Origin of the sequence: Pseudobacteriovorax antillogorgiicola, assembly GCF_900177345.1 — a bacterium.
In the GTDB taxonomy this organism is placed as follows: domain Bacteria; phylum Bdellovibrionota_B; class Oligoflexia; order Oligoflexales; family Oligoflexaceae; genus Pseudobacteriovorax; species Pseudobacteriovorax antillogorgiicola.
This window is the reverse complement of sequence record NZ_FWZT01000012.1, coordinates 86,816-104,287: the sequence shown is the minus strand read 5'-3', so window position 1 is coordinate 104,287 and position 17,472 is coordinate 86,816. Positions and strand designations below refer to the sequence as shown.

Below are 17,472 nucleotides of genomic sequence, written 5' to 3'. Positions count from 1 at the left end.
CTAAGAAGGTTTAGGTATTGTTCAGAAGGCTTAAAGCCAGATCGGTTGGCTTTTCGGTGCCGTTACCATCTCGTGACTCAACGGGGCAACGGAGGGTTTCGTGTATGAACGACGCCGACTCTTTGGAGAAGTCAAGATCCTGGTCGATTTGACGTTTTTGTGGTTTTGCATCACGAGCTTTTTGGTTCAGGTTACCAATGTACTCACGATAAGAGTTTAGATCGAAAAGAGCGTTGTCCAATCGATAAATGGGCTCTTGGGGAGGTTCCTTGCTAGCTTGGTGCGGAAACTCCTTTGCAGAAAAGCCTTTGTCTTCATTGAGGTCGATTCGAATAACCTTGGAGCTCTGCTGCTCTTCGAAGCTAAAGGAGTTGTTGCCATAATCCTCGCGAATTTCCACAAAGCTATCCTCGTAGTTACTGTGCTCTATCCACTTAGCGTTCTTGTCGATCGTGTGGGCAATGCGATAGATCTCGTCCTGAAGACCCATATATTCCCTTGCAGCCTCGGTATCCGCTTCTGTACTGGCGGGGTCTTGGCTTTCTGCTAGATCCCTGAGTTTTTGGATTAAACCTGCAGTTTTTTGGGCTTGTTTGATGTCTCCAGCGTCATGGTTGGTATGTTGGTTTTTTTTGTCTGACGTCTTAGATGACTGAGAAAGGTTGGATATATCGTCATACTCTAGACTGGGTCTAGACGTTTGGCGCGCGATACGACGCTGCGCTCGGAGTGCCGCGACATAGGTTCTATTTTTTATCTTAAGATCCATAAGACCTCCTGTCTTATATCCGGCCCCATTTCGGAGTGAGGGACTCTTCTTTCTGATCGGCCACTTCAGGTGAAGCTTGAGTGAGCGATGATAGGAGTTCCTCAAGTCATTGAATCGTTAACCTTTTTTTGCAGGGTTGAGGTTTGGCCAGCTTAGAATCCATCTGCAAGTGCAAGGGGGGTGAACGAGCGATTTGCTGCCTTAATATTTCTAAAATAGAAACAAGTGGCCCCATGATCGTCCCTGATCAGGTCTCGGTGCAAATCGTAGCGCTTGAAAGCACTTCCGCGATCTGCGCTGAGGGCCATATAGACTTCTTCTTGTAGGGTAACAAGGTGTTTGCTCCGCTGAATACCAAACTTCTTGCGAATGTTCTCATAGCGCGTAGCCAGGATAATACCCTTACCAAAAAGCTCGTAGTGACAAGCTCCAGAGACCGTAAAAAAACCTTCAATGTCACCGCGGGCGATGCCAACGGAGCACAAAAGATTGTTGGTGTGTTGGTAGGCCTGTGCTGTCTCTTCGAAAGCGTCTACAAACTCCAGGGCTAGGTCTATAGCAGAGTCTTCGAGACTGTTGTCGTCGAGAGTTTGGAAAGGGAAGCCAACGGAGCATAAGAAACCATCACCAAGCTCCTTAATTCTATAGGCACGAGCACTGAGGGTATCGCTGTCGAAATTGGCTTCCATCAACTCTTGGCATCGCCCAAGCACCTTAGAGACAAATTCTTTGGACCAACTAGGATCTAGCTGGCTACTGTTGACAATATCGAAACATATCACCACAGCCCTTGCACTCCGACAAGGCATGGTATCTTCGATGTTGATCCCCTGGCTGATTTTTTTGAGTTGATGAGGGTAGACCATCTTTTGCAGTTGGTCGAATGCATGTTCTTTCTCCTGTTTCATCCGAATCTGAAACTGCTTCACCTGGTCAGCGATCCCGAAGCTCATAAGAATCATTTGCAGGCTACCGCCCAAAAGATTCGCGTGACTTGTCAAGGGATGGGAAGGCAAAACACCAAATAGGGTCAATGAAATCACAATGACACCTGCAATCATGCAGCCCCAAGATGCTGAAAAATACTTGGCCTGACGATCGCCACGAATTGCCAGTATGAGGCTTAGAAATAAGAGATAGAACGAGCCGAAGACCAGAAGGACTAAGTTGATAGCACCAATAATGGTGTAGTAACCCAAGCTATTCAAAAAGATGGCAGCGATTGCAATACTTGAAAATAGCAAAACTCCCCAGGTTGCTTTTGGCATTTTTTGTTTGAGGTTAAGAAACGTATAGACAAAGCCGTAGGCTGATAGGAATGCCAATTGCACTGAAAGAAGGCCGAAGTGATTGGAGTAGAGATTCTGGTTTTGCCATATAAACTGCTTTAGGTAGCCATTCACAAAACTATGGCTCATCGCAGAAAAAATGAGATAGGAGACGTAGAAGATCAGGGATACCTTGGGGTAAATAGAAAACTGAATCAGGTTATAGCAAGCTAGGCCCAGAGCTAATAAAACGAAACCACCATTGACAAAGTACCGGAGCGCTAAGGCTTCGTGAAATGGTTCGGGAGTCCAAATATGAAAGTGGAGCCACATTTGATCTTTTGAGCGCTGTTTGAAATAAATCGTTTGCAAACCTGGCTTTATGTCCACCGAGAATGTTGGGCGAGAGAACTTCACTTGCCTCTGGTCAAAGGGGTGTTCGTAGCCAATAGTTTGGATTGGTCTTTGCTCTTGGAGGAGCTGAATCTCACTGGTGAGGGCCTGCTGATGCTCAAAGAGAAGTGTTTTGCGAACAGCGGATTGATTGTCGACCGTGACTCTCATCCAACACTCTTCTTTAATGCGGTAGCTAAAATGCACTGGGGACAGACTGCTCTGATAGTTTGGGTGGCTCATAGCTTGCTGCAGGTTCAGCCTATCTTGGGTGCAAAAGAACTCCATATAGGGCGTCATGTCTCGATAGGTGATCGGCCTTTCATCGACAAGTAGCGTGCTCGCCTGACCTTGTGCAAGGGCAGAGGTTAGCCAAATCCCAATGATAAGTAAGACGTTCACAGACATAAACTCCGACATTGTCCCAGTAGGGCGTTTCGGTGGGTGAGTCTATGGTTTGATAGGCAATGCTTGCCTTGGCATCAGGTGGCAAGGACGTCGCGATAGACAGCTAAGTTGCCTTCGACCATGCGAGCAATTGAAAACTTGTCGCTGATGAACGCTTCTCCAGCAGCAGCCAGCTCCCGCCGGGTGAGCGGATCACGTATCAACCGCTCCAAGTTAATGGCTAACTGTGAGTCATCCCCCACCTCTGAGAGAAGGCCAGTGCGATCATGCTGGATCATTTCGGGAATTCCACCAATCCGTGACGCCGCCACAGCGCAACGACTATGAAGGGCATCGAGGATACTTGTGCCAAGGCCCTCGTAATTCGAGGGTAAAGCAAAAATATCACCAGCAACTAAGAGCTCTGGAACATCTTTGCGAATACCGAGAAATCGAACCTGCGAATCTAGTCTGTATTCATGAGTCATGATTTTTAGTTGCTCTGTTAGGTGGCCACTACCCGCGAGAAGGCAAACAAAATCTGGAGTGCGAGTCTTGAGTTTTTGTAGCCCTCTGATCAGAGTTTCCATGCCCTTCTGCTCGGTATGGTAGGCGACGTTAATAATCCAGGGAATGTCGCTTGGTAGATTCAGCTCATGGGCTAATTTTTTCCGGCAGGTCTCATGATCCAGTGCTCTAAACGGGCTCGGATCCACAGCGCTTTTCACCACTGATAGACGCTTATCGGGGATCCCATAATTTTGAAGAATCTCATGAATCGCATCCGAAATGGAAACGTAGCGATCGATAGCTGTGCTGAGATACTTCTTCCGATTGATCCAGGAGCCAGAAGGTGTGAAGTCTACTCGCCGATGAACCACAACTTTCACCAGTGGGTTGAATTTACGAATGAGAAGAGCGATAGAGTGGGCCTTCGAGGTTTGGCAGTCGATGATCTGGATGTTCTGTTCGCGGCAGAAACCTGCTAATCGCCGGGCGCTGGCAAGAAATTGCAGGCCTCGAAAAACTGTGGGAAGCACAGTAGCGATGGAACTGAGTTTCGTTGCAGCGACACTATCTGGTGGAGTGGCCAGATACCATTTTGCGTCATTGCGGCCCCCTTCCATCAGAAGTCTCATCTGGTTTTCTCCGCCTCTCCAAGTTGATTCTGTATCGATGTGAAGGACTCTTAATAGTGATTCATCTTGGATCATGACGGAGGCGCACTTTCTAAGTAGTTTAAAAGATTCAGATACAATGCTCTCGAAATTAATTCATCAGTTTTTAATCCGTGGTGCGGCATAACTTTATCAGACCCGTTGATTGTGAAAGGTTCTCCTGACCTTCTTCATTGAGTTAACCAAGCCTGGCATCACCAGGCTTGGTTACTATTTTCATTGCCACCATCGGTTCTAACCTACCTCTTTTCTCAATAAAAACCGCCAAAGATTCTAGATATTAATCCATGGGTCATGTTAAATAAGGAGTACTAACTTTCTTAAGGAGGTCAAATATGCGAATGTTGCGTGGTTTGGCAGTAGTTTCTGCCCTGGTCATGTCGAGTCAAAGTTACGGTTTAATAGAAGGGCAGATACTTGTCGGGCAGCGGTCCGCATCAATTGACTTTAGTGATACTAGCTACGATTTTTCAGGTACGGAAACTAAAATGTCCGTTTACCTTGATCCTATACCTCTAGTCCCTGTTGGGTTTGGTCTCACCATGGCAAATGTTGATCTCGGGGAAGATGGACTTGTCAGTGGTTTGAAAGGTTCAGAGATCTCCGTCGACGTAACAGCATGGTTACCCATTGGCATCGCAGGACTAAAACCATATGCAAAACTTGCATATGTTGTATCTGGTGAATACACCCGAACCTTAGCTTCGGTTGATACGGACCTTGATGCTAGCGGCACGAAATTGGCCGCTGGTTTAAAATATTCACCCATCCCTTTAGTGGGTCTGATGCTGGAAGTTGAAAAGTCTACCATCGAGCTGGAGGCGGACGGTATCAGCGAGAGTTCGGACAATTTAGGAATCCTCCTCGGGGTAGGAGTCGGAATTTAGGGTCCTGAGCGAAATGTTTTCAAATGAAATGAATCGCCTAACTAGCGAGAGTTGCGGGAGAATCTGACTTACTCGTCCACATGGGTTATCGCAGCTCTAAAGCCTTTGGTAAGAGTTCCGATGAGATTTACGTCTTTTATGGTAGGAGAGGCGTATATGACTAAGACATCATTCACCAAGGTTCAAACATTACGTAAAGACAGGAATGCGGACGTTATCAGGCGAATGAAAGGCGGGGATCAGCTCTCAAGTTTTAACAGCTACTCAAGCTGGTTTCCTCCCCGGCCCATCATTGAAAAGGATGAGCATGCTGTGAAAGCTCTTTATGGCACTCAGCCAAAGGCTTTCAAGAATGTTAATCCAAAGCCGAACGCTCATCGCATTGATGACGTTCCTGCTAGGCAAGTAAGGAAGCTTAGACTTGCGTAGCTGAATCCAAGGTTCGAATAAGACCGATGCTGAAAGCTTGAGCTTTCAGCATTTTTTTTTGCCCCACCCTAGACGAGATGCTTGGTATTCCCTTTAAAAACCACATTTTAATTCATTAAAGTTAGGAACTCAGAACGCCGAATCTAAGTGTAGGCTGGAACTAGAGGAGTGCGTCCATGAGCTTAGTAAATCTAGACAAATCGTTAGGGAATATGCGAGGAGCGATCTCTGACGAAGTGATTGAGTACGAGCCATTTGAGTTTTCGACCTTCAGTCTCGGTATTATCTCTCCCGAGAATATGATTGAGGGGACCCACGTAGTCATGGAAACCCACCGAAGTGGTAGAATTCTCTTTCAGGTCATCGCAAAATCTCATCATCAGCACAAGAAACTCTATCGTTATCGTTTGACTTGCGTCGACAAAGATGTGGATCTCAGTAGGGTTTTAGAGATCGACCCCCGTTCTGGGCGAATCAAATTTGAGCGCTTGGGAAGTCATTTGCAATACGCTCGGTTTATCATGAACCCGAGGATTCACGTGCAATCAAAAACCTTTGGTTCAGCAGACTCTTATTTACTGGAAGGGGTTGATATCTCAAAGACGGGGATGCTTCTTTGCTCTCCTCATCCATTTGGTACAATCCCATTTATCGATAATACGTTACTTGAGGTTAGGCTCGACACCGATCGGACCTTTAGCGCTCAGCCTTTGCAATCTCTTTGTAAAGTGGTTCGCCATTATCAGGAAGGGGTTCGAGATACGGCCACTCGCTATTATGCTGTCAGGTTTGTTGAATTCACCCATGATGAGCAGGTCGCATGGGATCATCTCATTTCGAATATCGAGCACACCGCAATATCCAGCGCGAAAGTTAGTTTAGCTGCATAATAAATTACTGATTTTATTGGAAATAACCGTGACCCCTTTGGGGCCACGCTGCAAATGCTTGTTTCGTGGCTAGGGTTTTGGTAGCGTCTCGGTTTTGGCGCTTCAATCAGGAAACCGGGAGTACAGTGTTTGCAGACTTTCATCAGTCCGATTATTTTCTTTGTTTTGCTGCTTTTTCAATTGCTCTTAAACCCTAAGAGTTCCTTTGTTGAAATCGTGATTATTGCGTTTCCAAGCCTTCTTTTCTTTGTTTTTTGCATGGCCCTCGCTCGCGGGTTTAGATATTTTTGGCGTGATCGAAGCCCCCGCTTTGCTTTCTTATTCCATGGGTCTCCAATCGTTGCCTACATTGCATTGATTCTTGGCTACTATCGCCAAGGAGCGGCGGGCACCAGCTTTCGATGGTTTTTTATTCTGGCAGGTGTAGCTTTAGCGACTGCCATCTCACCTCTCATTTATAGGGCTGGCAAGAGGCTTTCCAATGACTCCAATCTCGCACGGAGCTTGGGGGTTGTTTTGGTTTTATTGCTAATGAGTCCGTACTTTCTCAGCTCTCCCCCTGAAGAAGAAAAAACTTTGGTTGTAGAGTCCCAACACCCCTTGGCGATGGCTTGTCAGCAGGAAGACAAGATCCAATCAACACTACCTCTCTTCTACCCCCTATATAGCCTTATAACTCGCCGTGATTTCTGTTTATTTCTTCCCGATTTCCTGGCGTTGGAAGGGTATGAGAATCGAAGCCAGGTTCTTATTATTCTTGAAAGCACCCAGCAATTAGAGGCCTTACCAGCGGGATTTCGAAAGCCTCTTAGCCAGTGATTTAAAAACGCGAAAAAAAGTTTGGATTCTGTCTTAAAAAGACAGCGATAGCAGCCTCTTAGAGGAAGTTTTCAAGCTTCAGCCCTAGCTGCCCGATAACGTGAATGGCGAGAGGTAACATGGGGACCAATATGAAGCTATCTTTATTACTTATCTATCTGCTTTTGGCGAGCGCCTGTGCAGAAGGCGAAAACCAAAGAGTTCTTCCATCATCAAGTTCGCGTCCTAGCGGGCTCAGCTCTGACGCTGAAGCTGGCCAGCAAGATTCCGATACCAACCAAGACTCGGCAGATACTGCTGATGAAGGCAATCAAGAAAATGTGGATAACGATGCGGTGTTGACCGTAACTTACGTCGAAGTTGTTGCACCTATCATACAGGATGCCTGTGTCGGGTGTCATAACGGTGCCGGAGCCGCAGCTTTCCTACCACTCGATACTCAAGCGACGCTACAAGCTGCCCTTGGAAGCGACCCTGACCCAGTAACAAACGGATTCTTGGGTAGAGTCAATGATGATGTCAATCCAATGCCACCCGGTGGTGATCGCATAGCCCGCGACGCAATCCTTAAACTTTTAAATGACTGGCAGGCGAATAATTTTCTCTAGCGAGGTCGTTTTAATTCAGCAATTGCCTCCTCGATACCTTCAATAGTCATAGGAAACATTTCGGGAAACACCTTGCGGACGATCATATTGGAAGGGATTTGCCAATAGCTCCGCGGCTCAGGATTCAACCATACAGACCTCGGAAAGTGGTCCTTGATCCGCTTGACCCAAAGGATTCCAGGCTCGGTATTTTGATGGTAATAGTCGATGGCACCACCTACTTCCGTTAGTTCATAGGGGCTCATGGCTGCATCACCCACAACAAACACAAACCAGGAATCATCCAGTTCCCTTAGGACATCAAGAGTTTGGCTGCCTTCTTCCATCTCGATATCGCTATAGAGAGTCTCGTAGGGACAGTTGTGGAAGTAGTAGTGTTTGAACTGTTTGAAATGTGCAGAGTTAAAAGCGGCAGAAAATAGCAGTTCACAGACCCGACTATGGTAGGTCATGGAACCACCGACGTCCATCAATAGGAGAAGCTTCACAGTGTTTCGGCGTTCTGGTTTAAAAATAAGCTCAATCTCACCAGCATTTTTGCCAGTCGCGTCGATTGTCGCTTCAATATCTAGCTCCTCACGGCTGCCTTCGCGACCCCACTGGCGAAGTTTTTTTAAGGCCAGCCCAATCTGCCGTGTGTCTAAAACCAAATCCTTGCGGAAATTCTTGAACTGCCTTCGGGCAGCAATTTGCATGGCCATGCCGTGTTTGCCTGGACCGCCCACACGGATACCCGCAGGGTTAAAGCCTCCGTGTCCAAAGGGGCTTGCTCCTCCAGTGCCGATCCACCGGTTGCCACCATCATGTCTTTCCTGCTGCTCCTTCAGACGCTGTTCAAATAGATCGCGCACTTCTTTCAGATTCAGCGCTTCCATCATGGCTTTTTGCTCTTCTGTCAGATGGCGGGGTGGTTTCGCCTCTTTAAGCCACTCGTAAAAGTCGTCTTTGATGGATTGAGTCACTTCCACGTCGTGAAAAAATTCCATAAAGCTTTGGTCAAAGCTGTCGAACTCCATTTCTGACAAGCAACAAATCGAACGTGCTAAAAAATAGAATTTGGTCACCGACTCATCTGCATGCCCCCTTGCAAGGGCTTCAATTAAAGTAAGCCACTCGCTTGTTCCTACCTTTAGGCCACGGTCCCTTAAGTGGAACATAAATTCAATGAACATCAGTTAGCCTTTCCGGAAGTGCTGTTAAAGAAACCGTGATCGGCCGGACGGGGCACCGCGATTGTTGAGTGCCTGCAAGTCTTGCTCTTTCTTCAGCAGAATACCCATGAAAGGAATGTCCTTTTCGAGCCTTTTCAAGGGAATTCCTGATCGCGCCAAGGCACCGATCCAATCGACTAACTCTGATGTCGAAGGTTTTTTGCGAATTTGATCCTGCTCCCTGAGCCAGTAGAACTTGACTAGGCATTGATCGATCAATTTTTGTTCGATGTCCGGATGGTGTACTTTTACTATCTTTTCCATTTGCGCCTGATCAGGAAACGATATGTAATGAAACACACAACGCCGCAAAAATGCGTCGGGAAGCTCCTTTTCAGCATTGGATGTGATAATGATGACCGGCCTTTTCTGTGCAGCGATCGTTTCTCCTGTTTCTGGGATGTGAAAGCTCATTGCATCCAATTCGTGAAGCAGGTCATTAGGAAACTCAATATCAGCCTTGTCGATTTCGTCAATGAGAACGATGGTTCGTTGATCACCTTGAAATGCTTGGCCTAGAGGACCTAGCTTGATGTAGTCCTTTATATTACTCACGTCTCCACTGCCGAAGCGTGAGTCATTCAAACGTTGCACGGTGTCGTAAACGTAGAGCCCATCCTGGGCCTTTGACGTGGACTTTACATGCCAAGTTAGTAGCGGCATTTGCAGGGATTCTGCCACTGCTCTAGCTAGTAGGGTTTTTCCAGTACCTGGTTCACCGCGAATAAGAAGGGGGCGCTCTAAATCAACCGCGACATTAACAATTTCTATTAGCTCGTCTGAAGCTATGTATGAATTACTACTTTGAAATGACATGTTTTGGGACATTGGCTACTACCTCGCAGTTATCAAAAGCATTTGAATCTTAACGAGGTGAAGATCAAAAAAACAGCTAGTCAATATAGCATCTTACAGCACGGAAATTCTGAAAATTTACAACATTTATCCAGGCAAAATGATGTAGATTTAGGAAAATCTTTGTAAAACACGGGACTGTTGAACTTTTCACAGATTAAAACCTACAAGAATGTAGATAAATCTGATATAAAATTGTTGCTTTTTTCCATAAATTGGTCGATCGCGGCAGAAATTGAGGCTATAAGTACAACAACAAATTAGTTGGATTTTTTGTGACGGGTTGGCCAATCCACAACAATGGTTCGGAAACAAGATCAGGTCAAATAAAGGGAGTTTATTATGAACCCTGAATTAGAGTCGACCTCGATGCTAGCCCGTACGTTCGATGATTTTTCTGGTCGAGAAAACCAGATCGAGGTCTTAAAGCTAGCAACTCACGTCTTGGAACGAAACGATGGCTTCAAAGCAGCTATTCGTGACGTTCTCACCATCTTGGAAAAGCGCTGCAACCTTATTGGCGGCCGTATCAATTTCATCGACGGTGTCGTTGATATTGGTAAGGAGATTCGATTAAAGGGGGAAAGCCCTATCGATCCTGCCATCGAGGACACAGTGAGCGTGGCAACCAAATCAGTTCTTAGTACCTGGCGTCAGAAAATGGTTCCCGTAACCGTCAGCAAGGTTAAACAGCAAGGCTTGTTCAAAGTTGATCGCGAGGCTCAACTCTACGCCTTATGTCTACCTATCAAGCTTGGCGAGCTTAAAATGGGAACCCTAAGTTTTGTCAAAGTCTGCTATGGACCATTCGATCCTAAGGCCGAGATGAACTTTTTGTCGGTTCTGGCGCTAATGTTTGCTCAGTGCGCTATGATCAATCGCTTCTACCCGGATCAGCAATTGGAACCTGAAAAGGCCAATGAACAAGCAATGCCTCGGGATTTTGAGCGGTCGCCAATCATAGGCAACTCAAAGTCTATGGGGCGCGTCTTTGGCCTTCTAGAGCAGGTTGCTGCGACAGACACGTCCGTTTTAATTTTAGGGGAAAGCGGAGTGGGCAAGGAGTTGATCGCTGATGCCTTGCACAAGAACAGCCCGAGGCGAGAGAAGCCCTTTATCAAAGTAAACTGTGCAGCGTTACCGGAAACCCTTCTTGAAAGTGAGTTGTTCGGTCATGAAAAAGGTGCATTTACTGGAGCGCAGGCTCAAAAGAAAGGCCGCTTTGAACTTGCCAACGGTGGTACGATTTTCCTTGATGAGATAGGCGATATCTCTCTTACAACGCAAATCAAGTTGCTTAGGGTTCTTCAAGAAAGGGAGTTCGAAAGGCTTGGGGGAGAAAGCACGATCAAGTGTGATGTACGAGTGATAACAGCAACCAATCAAAATTTGGAAGTGATGATCGACAAAGGTGATTTTCGTCAAGATCTTTACTACCGCCTGAATGTTTTCCCCATTAGCATTCCACCATTGCGGGAGCGCAAGACAGACATTATTCCCATCACCGATTACTTTGTTGAAAAGTATCGTAAGGTCCACAACAAAACGATTCGCAGGATTTCAACTCCAGCAATCGACATGCTTAGCAGCTATCACTGGCCTGGTAATGTGCGGGAACTAGAAAACTGTATTGAGCGAGCCGTCTTACTTAGCAATGAAGGAGTGATTCGTGGTCACCATCTGCCCCCAAGCTTGCAGACGGCTGAGAACACCTCTAAGAACGCAGGCAGCAACCTGCAGTCAACTTTAGATTCCATGGAAAAAGAACTTATTTTGGATGCCCTAAAAGAAACAAAAGGAAATATGGCGAAAGCAGCTAGAGAACTGGGGCTGACAGAACGAGTTATGGGCTTGCGTGCTAAGAAATACAAAATCGACCCTAGGAAGTTCAAGAAGCAAAATTCCTAGATCTTAGGCACTTAAGTTCCTGTTTGGAGGGAGGTTTTTAAACCTCCCTTTTTACATTCTATTGGCTGTTTGGTTAAGATAAACTGGGTGTATTTATTCAATGATTTCATATTCTTAAATAGCTACCTCAACCATTTGTGTGATATGACCGTTTCTGATGCAAAGCAACCGCAAAGAGGTTCTTATGGAAACAATCGTGTTTAAGTCCGATAGCATGGAAAAAGCGAAAGTCGTCCATTCCTACCTAGTCAGAGCAGGTTTGCAAGCCCGTGTTTCAGAAGTCTACGAAAGCATGGGCAACTCTCTTAATATGGCATTCGCCGGTTTTAAATCGTTTTCCGTTTCTGTCCGCAGTCAGGATCGTGAGCAAGCTAGGGCTGCTCTAAACGATTATGATATGGTTGGTATGATCGCCTAGGGGTCTAGGCAAGTATGTTAAATGGCCTAGCTTAGCGAGAGCTTACTGTCACAGGAGGTGGCAGAAGCCCAAACCATCCACCAGTATCACCACCCGCCCAACATTCACCATCAGCACAAGCAGGCACGTGATCGCGGCAATAGTTGGAGTATAGCTGAATCTCCGAAATCTCCTGGGTTTCATCGCCAACCGGGCGGCAGATATTACTGTCATAATACCCTTCCACACGGTATTGACCTTTCACGAAAATCCCTTGATCGATCTCATATATCGCACCTGAGTTGTTATTGGAGTAACAGGCTAAGTAGCAACCTTGAATACCAGAGTAAGGAGCAAAGGCCGTTGGTAGTTTGAGAGGAGTAGAGCCTTCCACGTAGTGATTGAACACAGCGCCACCCAGTTGGAAAATAATGAAGTCCTTGCTTGCGGGAACTCCATATTCCGAGCCAATGATGTCGGACACGAAGTAGCTGCCTAGGTTACCGAAAAGCTGAAGTTTGATCTGGCTATTTTGAGCGAGCTGTCGAGCTTCGTCTAACGGGACTCCCTGGAAGGTTACAGTAAGCTCACCACTGTTGACACCGACTCGTTGAGTCAGTCTAAGGCGTGGATCTTGTCGTTGAATATCCCAGTAGAAGCTGTCGTATGCTTCGGGAAAGGCTATCTGTCGCCCACTTTGGGTTTCCCTCAAGGAGCATTTCATTGTTAGTTCAGAGGAGCCCTCTTGCTCTGCACAAGAAAGGTAGGCACCGCTCACATTACTGGGGGCAATCGCAGCTTCACTGTCGGCTGCGACTGGGATTGCCTTCGGCTCCGAGTCTCGTTGATCTTCGATCTTTGGCTGACAAGACGCGATTAGGCTAAGGCCCAAGAAAATATGGGTCAAAGTGGCTTTCATTGCGGAATCCTCCCTTCTTATTTATCGGCAATTTATCTTCAAGAAGTGAGTGCCTCCTACTTTACAGTGTTAAAAAGGCTGGTTACACGGCTCTTTTCCAGATTCAGATGAGGGCATAAAAGACAGCATTACTTGTAAGTTCATTGAATCATTCATAAATGTTTCTTTGTCTTTCTTTTGCTTATAGATACCCTAGAATAAAAACAAGTTCACACGATGATTGCGATGTTTGGGATCTAGCTTATGGATGCTGCGCGGGACCTTTTTGACCAGTTTGTTGATCAAGGCCTTTCACTTCTCAATCGTTGGGTTGCGGAAGGTGTTCGGGAAGACCTTCATCTCGATTTCAAAAGGAAGGCTCATCCTAGAGAGGTTAGGTTGTCAGATGAAGATCGAAAAAACTATTCGAAAGCGCTGTCGGGCTTTGCCAACAGTGATAGCGGTATTATCATCTGGGGAATCGGTGCCCCTGGCAGTGGTAATAGTGAGCGTACCAAACATCCCATTCACTATGTCCGTGGTTTCGCAGAGTACCTAGACAGCTACATTTCTCGGCTTGTTTCTCCATCCGTGGAAGGAGCAGAAAACTTAGTCATCTTCGAGGATGAACGGCGAGACTTGGGGTATGTCGTCTCCTATATTCCTAAGTCTTCAAGGGCTCCTCACCGTGCGGAATCCGAGGGTTTGAAGCATTATTACATGCGCTATGGAGAGTCGTTTAAGATTGCTGAACACTTCGAATTAGAGTTTATCTTCGGGAAGCGGAATATTCCTGAAATAGGTGTCTTTTGGGGGGTTGAGGTCGAGCACGTTGAGGCAGACACCAGCAATGGTAATCACTACGACTGTCTTTTGCGGATCGGTGTGACAAATCAAGGGAAGGCTATCGCCAAGTATGTTTGCCTTAGGATGCGCTACGATTCCATTAGCTTTTACCAGGTCGATCAAGATCTAAAAAGCGATTTGATCCACTATTCTAGGCCCCACAAAGCTTCTCGGGAGAACTTTTATTCGATCACAGCTAGGGCTCTCCAGGGAATGGTCATCTATCCTGGGGACTATACCAACTTTTTTAGCTTTCGCTTCTCATGTACAGACAAAGACCTCATGAATCAAAATATGCCGATTTTTGAAAGCTACTACGACCTTTTCGGAGAAGATTATCAGGGTAAAACTAAGGAAGCGTTTGTCGTCCAGGGAAAAAAGATCACAGAAAAGCTTCGGAAAAGAATTGATCAGATATAGGAAATACATTGGCGAAGAGGGTAATGGAAGCCGCTGAGTTACGATCTATTACTTGTAATATTTCCAGCTAAAACCCTTGATGGGAGTAGATTTTGATGAACTTGGGTGAGAATGTTGTAAGTTTTCAGAGCTTTCGTGCCAAGGCGATTGACAAAAGGCTCGTTCGTTGACTTTTGAGTCATTATTCGCGATAAAGGTGGACATGTGACAGGGTCATGCTTTGTCTGGTTGCGGAGCAACTTCCATAATTCTTAAAAAGGGTTGGCAGATGGATAGAAACTTAGCGTTAGAATTTGTTCGGGTTACGGAAGCGGCGGCGTTGTCTTGTGGTCGTTGGATTGGTCGTGGAGATGAAAAGGCGGCGGATCATGCAGCCGTTGAATCGATGCGAAAGGCTTTTGATTCAATCAGTTTCGACGGCACCATCAAAATAGGCGAGGGTGAGCGAGACGAAGCTCCTATGCTGTATATTGGGGAAAAGGTGGGGTCTGGTCAAGGACCCAAAATTGATATTGCATGTGACCCCTTGGAAGGAACTTCAATCACAGCTCAGGGTCGAAGTGAGGCACTGGCTGTGATTGCTGCTGCAGAAGAAGGGAACTTTCTTCACGCACCCGATACTTATATGCAAAAGTTGGCCTGCGGCCCTCAAGGGCGCGGGGTTATTGATATCCGCGAATCGCCGACTTGGAATGTAAAGAAGCTAGCAGAGGCTACAGGGCGGGATGTGGAAGACCTTATGGTTATCATCTTGGACCGCCCCAGACATGAAGATCTAATTGCAGAAGTACGAGAGGCTGGAGCGCGAATTCGCTTGATCGGTGATGGTGATGTTTCAGCTGCAATTGCGACGGCCCAAGGTGAAACGGGAGTTGACTTACTCATGGGAGTTGGAGGGGCTCCAGAAGGCGTGATTGCAGCAGCAGCGCTACGATGTCTTGGTGGCGAAATGCAGGGTATCCTCAAGTTCCGTAAAGAAGACGAGAAAGAGCGGGCTCGAAAGATGGGCATCACAGACTTCGACCAGATTTACTCTCATGAGGAGCTTGCTAGTGGTAATGTTATGTTCGTGGCTACTGGGGTTACCAATGGCAGTTACTTAAAGGGTGTTCGCTATAACTCTTATGGTGCCACGACCCACTCGATCGTCATGCGTTCTGAGTCAGGCACCATTCGGGAAATTACAAGCCGTCATCATTTCTCTAAGAAGCCAAACTACGGCTGGTAAGGGCCAGGCTTTCTGGTTAGGATGATAAAAGCTCCAATGGCCTCAAAAATAGGGGCCGGAGTTTTGCTCTTATGCTCTGTTCGGCTTTTTGTTTGACTGACATAGATTCCTTTAAAGATTTAGACTCTTCGAATTTATTTTGAGTCTGGACCACCGTTTTCTTAGCTCCACGGCGGTGTTCTATAAATCTATCGACAAAATCCATGGTCAACTCCTATTTATTTCGACTGTTATTGAAAGTGAGCTTTGCTTCTACTTTTCTTGCCAACTGTAGGGTCGCGTCACTGGCTTTAGGGCTTAAGTGAGTGACTTCCCCCGCGCTACTTACTCGGATCTGGTCACCTGAAATTCCCGATTCCTGGAGTAGCTGCGATATCTTAGTGGCGCGCTCTAAGGCGAGCTGTCTATTTTGAGGCATTGTACCTCTAGGATCAGCATAGCCTGTAAGCTCGACTCGGGCGCGGCTGTCCATGCTGAGTAAGCTCGTGAGTGCTGATAGTTCTTTATGATTCATAACTGCCTGTGTAGCATCCCCAGACTCAAAGAATGCGATGGTCGAAACAAAGGCGTGGTTCTGAATGTCTTCTAAGTCAGAGTTCTTGGATACACGTGGTGCTGCTTCACTGGCTTTTCGAAACTCGCCGTAGTCTCGATCCCAAGATTGAACGGCCTTGGTCATGAGCCTGGTTTCAGTTGCCATTTCCCGTGCTTCATCAGCTTTTTTTATTGCCAAATCGCGTGTGCTCAGGGCTCCAGTTGCAATGTACCGGTTCAGGAGGTCTAAAGATTCTTCGTAAGTGTTTTTACTCTCCTTGGCCAGTCTCGGGAAGATCTCGTCAACGTCATGGCGCTCCATTGCTGAAATAGCTTGTTTAGCTTCATAGAATTCTTCCGGGGAGTTCTTGGGAAGGCTAGAACAGCCGACTAGAACGAATAATGATATGAGGTTAACTGTGATGATCCGCATCCTTGTGTCTCCATTAGTAAGTCGGGGAGAGAGCTTTCCAGCTTGAAGTACTCTGACGCCAATATATTTAATTCAAGCTCTTCTAAGCTCTCTCGCTCTTGAAGTCATGCCACTTACCTGGTGAATCTTGTCACCTCAGTACAAACTACGGCCATGAGCTTCGAAAAGTTACTTGCTTAAACTACGAAGCATCCAGGCTGCTTCTTCGTGGAACTCACTCCTCTCACTGAGCATATCGGCGGTGGTGGAGTCATTATTTTGTTCTGCAATAGCCACGCCCTCTCGAAGTTTTGAGACAATATGCATATGATCCCGTTCCAAATCTTCGAGCATGGTCTGAGCATTGGTCTCACCAGCATCAGCTTCGACAATTGTGGTTAGGTCCAGGAATGCTTTCATCGAACCTGGCGTATAGAATCCTAGGGCTCGGATACGTTCCCCAATTTCATCGATCGCCTCAAACAGGTTATGATACTGCTTATCGGTGAGTTCGTGAATCCCAATAAACTTGCCACCCTCCACATTCCAGTGGTAATTTAGCGTTTTGGTGTAGATGGCAAACGAATCGGCAAGCACTTGGTTGAGGACCTTTGCCGTAGCCAATCGTTTGCTGTCCTGACCGATTTTATCGGATGGTTTAGGTTGAAAGTGATTAAGTGCCATAGTCATAATTTAGGCTCCTTATTCGAAATTAGCTTAGGTTCCAAAGTATACAGATCTAAAATCGAAACGAATCCGACTTAGAATCTTTCGCTTGCGCTATTTACAGCGGTCTTCAGGTCGTCCCATGCAAACTTGACCCCAATTTTGACATCTTCAGAAGCACTCGCTGAAGAGTTTCGGAGTTCTTCTAGCTTTTCTTCCGCGATGTCTCGTTTGCTTTTAAGATCCGCGATGGTGCCGGTAATTTTCGTTTTGCTCGCTTCAGTTGCTTCGTCAAATTTAGTCGCGATATTTTTTGATAGTTCTGCCACACGACTGTTGGCTTCGTCTAGCGTCGTCTCGACACTCTTGATAAGTTCTTCGCTAGTCATACTGATTCCTCCTGCATTGCGTCTAAGGGTTGCGAGCAGCTCGCCCGCTACTATGGATTTTGCAACAGCCGTTCCATGAA

At 46.4% G+C, this 17,472-nt stretch carries 18 protein-coding genes; 9 read left to right on the top strand and 9 right to left on the bottom strand.

The window, feature by feature from the left end:
- Positions 1 to 10 precede the first annotated feature (10 nt).
- The 3 genes from B9N89_RS16430 to B9N89_RS16420 all read right to left on the bottom strand — a co-directional run bounded on the left by B9N89_RS16430 (position 11) and on the right by B9N89_RS16420 (position 3,956).
- A complete protein-coding gene (locus B9N89_RS16430; protein ID WP_132320479.1) occupies positions 11 to 769 on the bottom strand; it encodes a hypothetical protein in 759 nt (252 codons plus the stop codon).
- A gap of 152 nt (positions 770 to 921) precedes the next feature.
- Positions 922 to 2,832, bottom strand: a complete 1,911-nt coding sequence (locus B9N89_RS16425; RefSeq protein WP_159455423.1) for a 7TM diverse intracellular signaling domain-containing protein — start codon at positions 2,830 to 2,832, stop codon at positions 922 to 924.
- Positions 2,833 to 2,912: 80 nt separating this feature from the next.
- Complete coding sequence (locus B9N89_RS16420) at positions 2,913 to 3,956, bottom strand: glycosyltransferase family 4 protein (RefSeq protein WP_159455422.1); 1,044 nt, start codon at positions 3,954 to 3,956, stop codon at positions 2,913 to 2,915.
- Positions 3,957 to 4,330: 374 nt separating this feature from the next.
- On the opposite strand from B9N89_RS16420, the gene B9N89_RS16415 reads away from it, so the two are divergent.
- The 5 genes from B9N89_RS16415 (at position 4,331) to B9N89_RS16395 (ending at position 7,628) form a co-directional block, all read left to right on the top strand.
- The gene (locus B9N89_RS16415) at positions 4,331 to 4,882 is read left to right on the top strand and encodes a hypothetical protein (RefSeq protein ID WP_132320473.1); all 552 of its coding nucleotides are present in this window, start codon (positions 4,331 to 4,333) and stop codon (positions 4,880 to 4,882) included.
- Positions 4,883 to 5,038: 156 nt separating this feature from the next.
- Entirely contained in the window at positions 5,039 to 5,311 is a 273-nt protein-coding gene (locus B9N89_RS16410; RefSeq protein ID WP_132320464.1) for a hypothetical protein, read from the top strand.
- A gap of 176 nt (positions 5,312 to 5,487) precedes the next feature.
- A complete protein-coding gene (locus tag B9N89_RS16405) occupies positions 5,488 to 6,201 on the top strand; it encodes a PilZ domain-containing protein (RefSeq protein ID WP_132320462.1) in 714 nt (237 codons plus the stop codon).
- Positions 6,202 to 6,330: 129 nt separating this feature from the next.
- Positions 6,331 to 7,020: a hypothetical protein gene (locus B9N89_RS16400; RefSeq protein WP_132320460.1), complete on the top strand. Its 690-nt coding sequence runs from the start codon at positions 6,331 to 6,333 to the stop codon at positions 7,018 to 7,020.
- A 131-nt stretch (positions 7,021 to 7,151) separates the two neighbouring features.
- Positions 7,152 to 7,628, top strand: coding sequence for a hypothetical protein (locus B9N89_RS16395; RefSeq protein WP_132320458.1), 477 nt, complete (start codon positions 7,152 to 7,154; stop codon positions 7,626 to 7,628).
- Here B9N89_RS16395 and B9N89_RS16390 read toward each other — a convergent pair.
- Both B9N89_RS16390 and B9N89_RS16385 read right to left on the bottom strand, forming a co-directional pair.
- Positions 7,625 to 8,614: a VWA domain-containing protein gene (locus tag B9N89_RS16390; RefSeq protein WP_207912297.1), complete on the bottom strand. Its 990-nt coding sequence runs from the start codon at positions 8,612 to 8,614 to the stop codon at positions 7,625 to 7,627. The genes B9N89_RS16395 and B9N89_RS16390 overlap by 4 nt on opposite strands.
- A 210-nt stretch (positions 8,615 to 8,824) precedes the next feature.
- The gene (locus tag B9N89_RS16385) at positions 8,825 to 9,667 is read right to left on the bottom strand and encodes an AAA family ATPase (RefSeq protein ID WP_132320454.1); all 843 of its coding nucleotides are present in this window, start codon (positions 9,665 to 9,667) and stop codon (positions 8,825 to 8,827) included.
- Positions 9,668 to 10,036: 369 nt separating this feature from the next.
- Here B9N89_RS16385 and B9N89_RS16380 point away from each other — a divergent pair, with 369 nt between their 5' ends.
- Together B9N89_RS16380 and B9N89_RS16375 are read left to right on the top strand one after the other, a co-directional pair.
- A complete protein-coding gene (locus B9N89_RS16380; RefSeq protein WP_132320452.1) occupies positions 10,037 to 11,602 on the top strand; it encodes a sigma-54 interaction domain-containing protein in 1,566 nt (521 codons plus the stop codon).
- 184 nt (positions 11,603 to 11,786) lie between these two features.
- A complete protein-coding gene (locus B9N89_RS16375) occupies positions 11,787 to 12,020 on the top strand; it encodes a hypothetical protein (RefSeq protein ID WP_132320450.1) in 234 nt (77 codons plus the stop codon).
- Between the two features lie 31 nt (positions 12,021 to 12,051).
- Here the strand turns inward: B9N89_RS16375 and B9N89_RS16370 are convergent, their stop codons facing one another.
- Entirely contained in the window at positions 12,052 to 12,918 is an 867-nt protein-coding gene (locus B9N89_RS16370) for a hypothetical protein (RefSeq protein ID WP_132320448.1), read from the bottom strand.
- Between the two features lie 243 nt (positions 12,919 to 13,161).
- Here B9N89_RS16370 and B9N89_RS16365 point away from each other — a divergent pair, with 243 nt between their 5' ends.
- Positions 13,162 to 14,163 (top strand): AlbA family DNA-binding domain-containing protein, encoded by a 1,002-nt coding sequence (locus tag B9N89_RS16365; protein WP_132320446.1) that lies wholly within the window; start codon positions 13,162 to 13,164, stop codon positions 14,161 to 14,163.
- A gap of 268 nt (positions 14,164 to 14,431) precedes the next feature.
- Positions 14,432 to 15,391 carry a class II fructose-bisphosphatase gene (gene glpX / locus B9N89_RS16360; protein ID WP_132320444.1) on the top strand — a complete coding sequence of 320 codons (960 nt, stop codon included), beginning with the start codon at positions 14,432 to 14,434 and terminating at the stop codon, positions 15,389 to 15,391.
- 214 nt (positions 15,392 to 15,605) lie between these two features.
- Here the strand turns inward: glpX and B9N89_RS16355 are convergent, their stop codons facing one another.
- The 3 genes from B9N89_RS16355 to B9N89_RS16345 all read right to left on the bottom strand — a co-directional run bounded on the left by B9N89_RS16355 (position 15,606) and on the right by B9N89_RS16345 (position 17,392).
- Positions 15,606 to 16,358, bottom strand: a complete 753-nt coding sequence (locus tag B9N89_RS16355; RefSeq protein ID WP_132320442.1) for an OmpA family protein — start codon at positions 16,356 to 16,358, stop codon at positions 15,606 to 15,608.
- Between the two features lie 168 nt (positions 16,359 to 16,526).
- A complete protein-coding gene (locus B9N89_RS16350) occupies positions 16,527 to 17,027 on the bottom strand; it encodes a Dps family protein (protein ID WP_132320440.1) in 501 nt (166 codons plus the stop codon).
- Between the two features lie 71 nt (positions 17,028 to 17,098).
- Positions 17,099 to 17,392 carry a sll1863 family stress response protein gene (locus B9N89_RS16345; protein WP_143478205.1) on the bottom strand — a complete coding sequence of 98 codons (294 nt, stop codon included), beginning with the start codon at positions 17,390 to 17,392 and terminating at the stop codon, positions 17,099 to 17,101.
- Positions 17,393 to 17,472 lie beyond the last annotated feature (80 nt).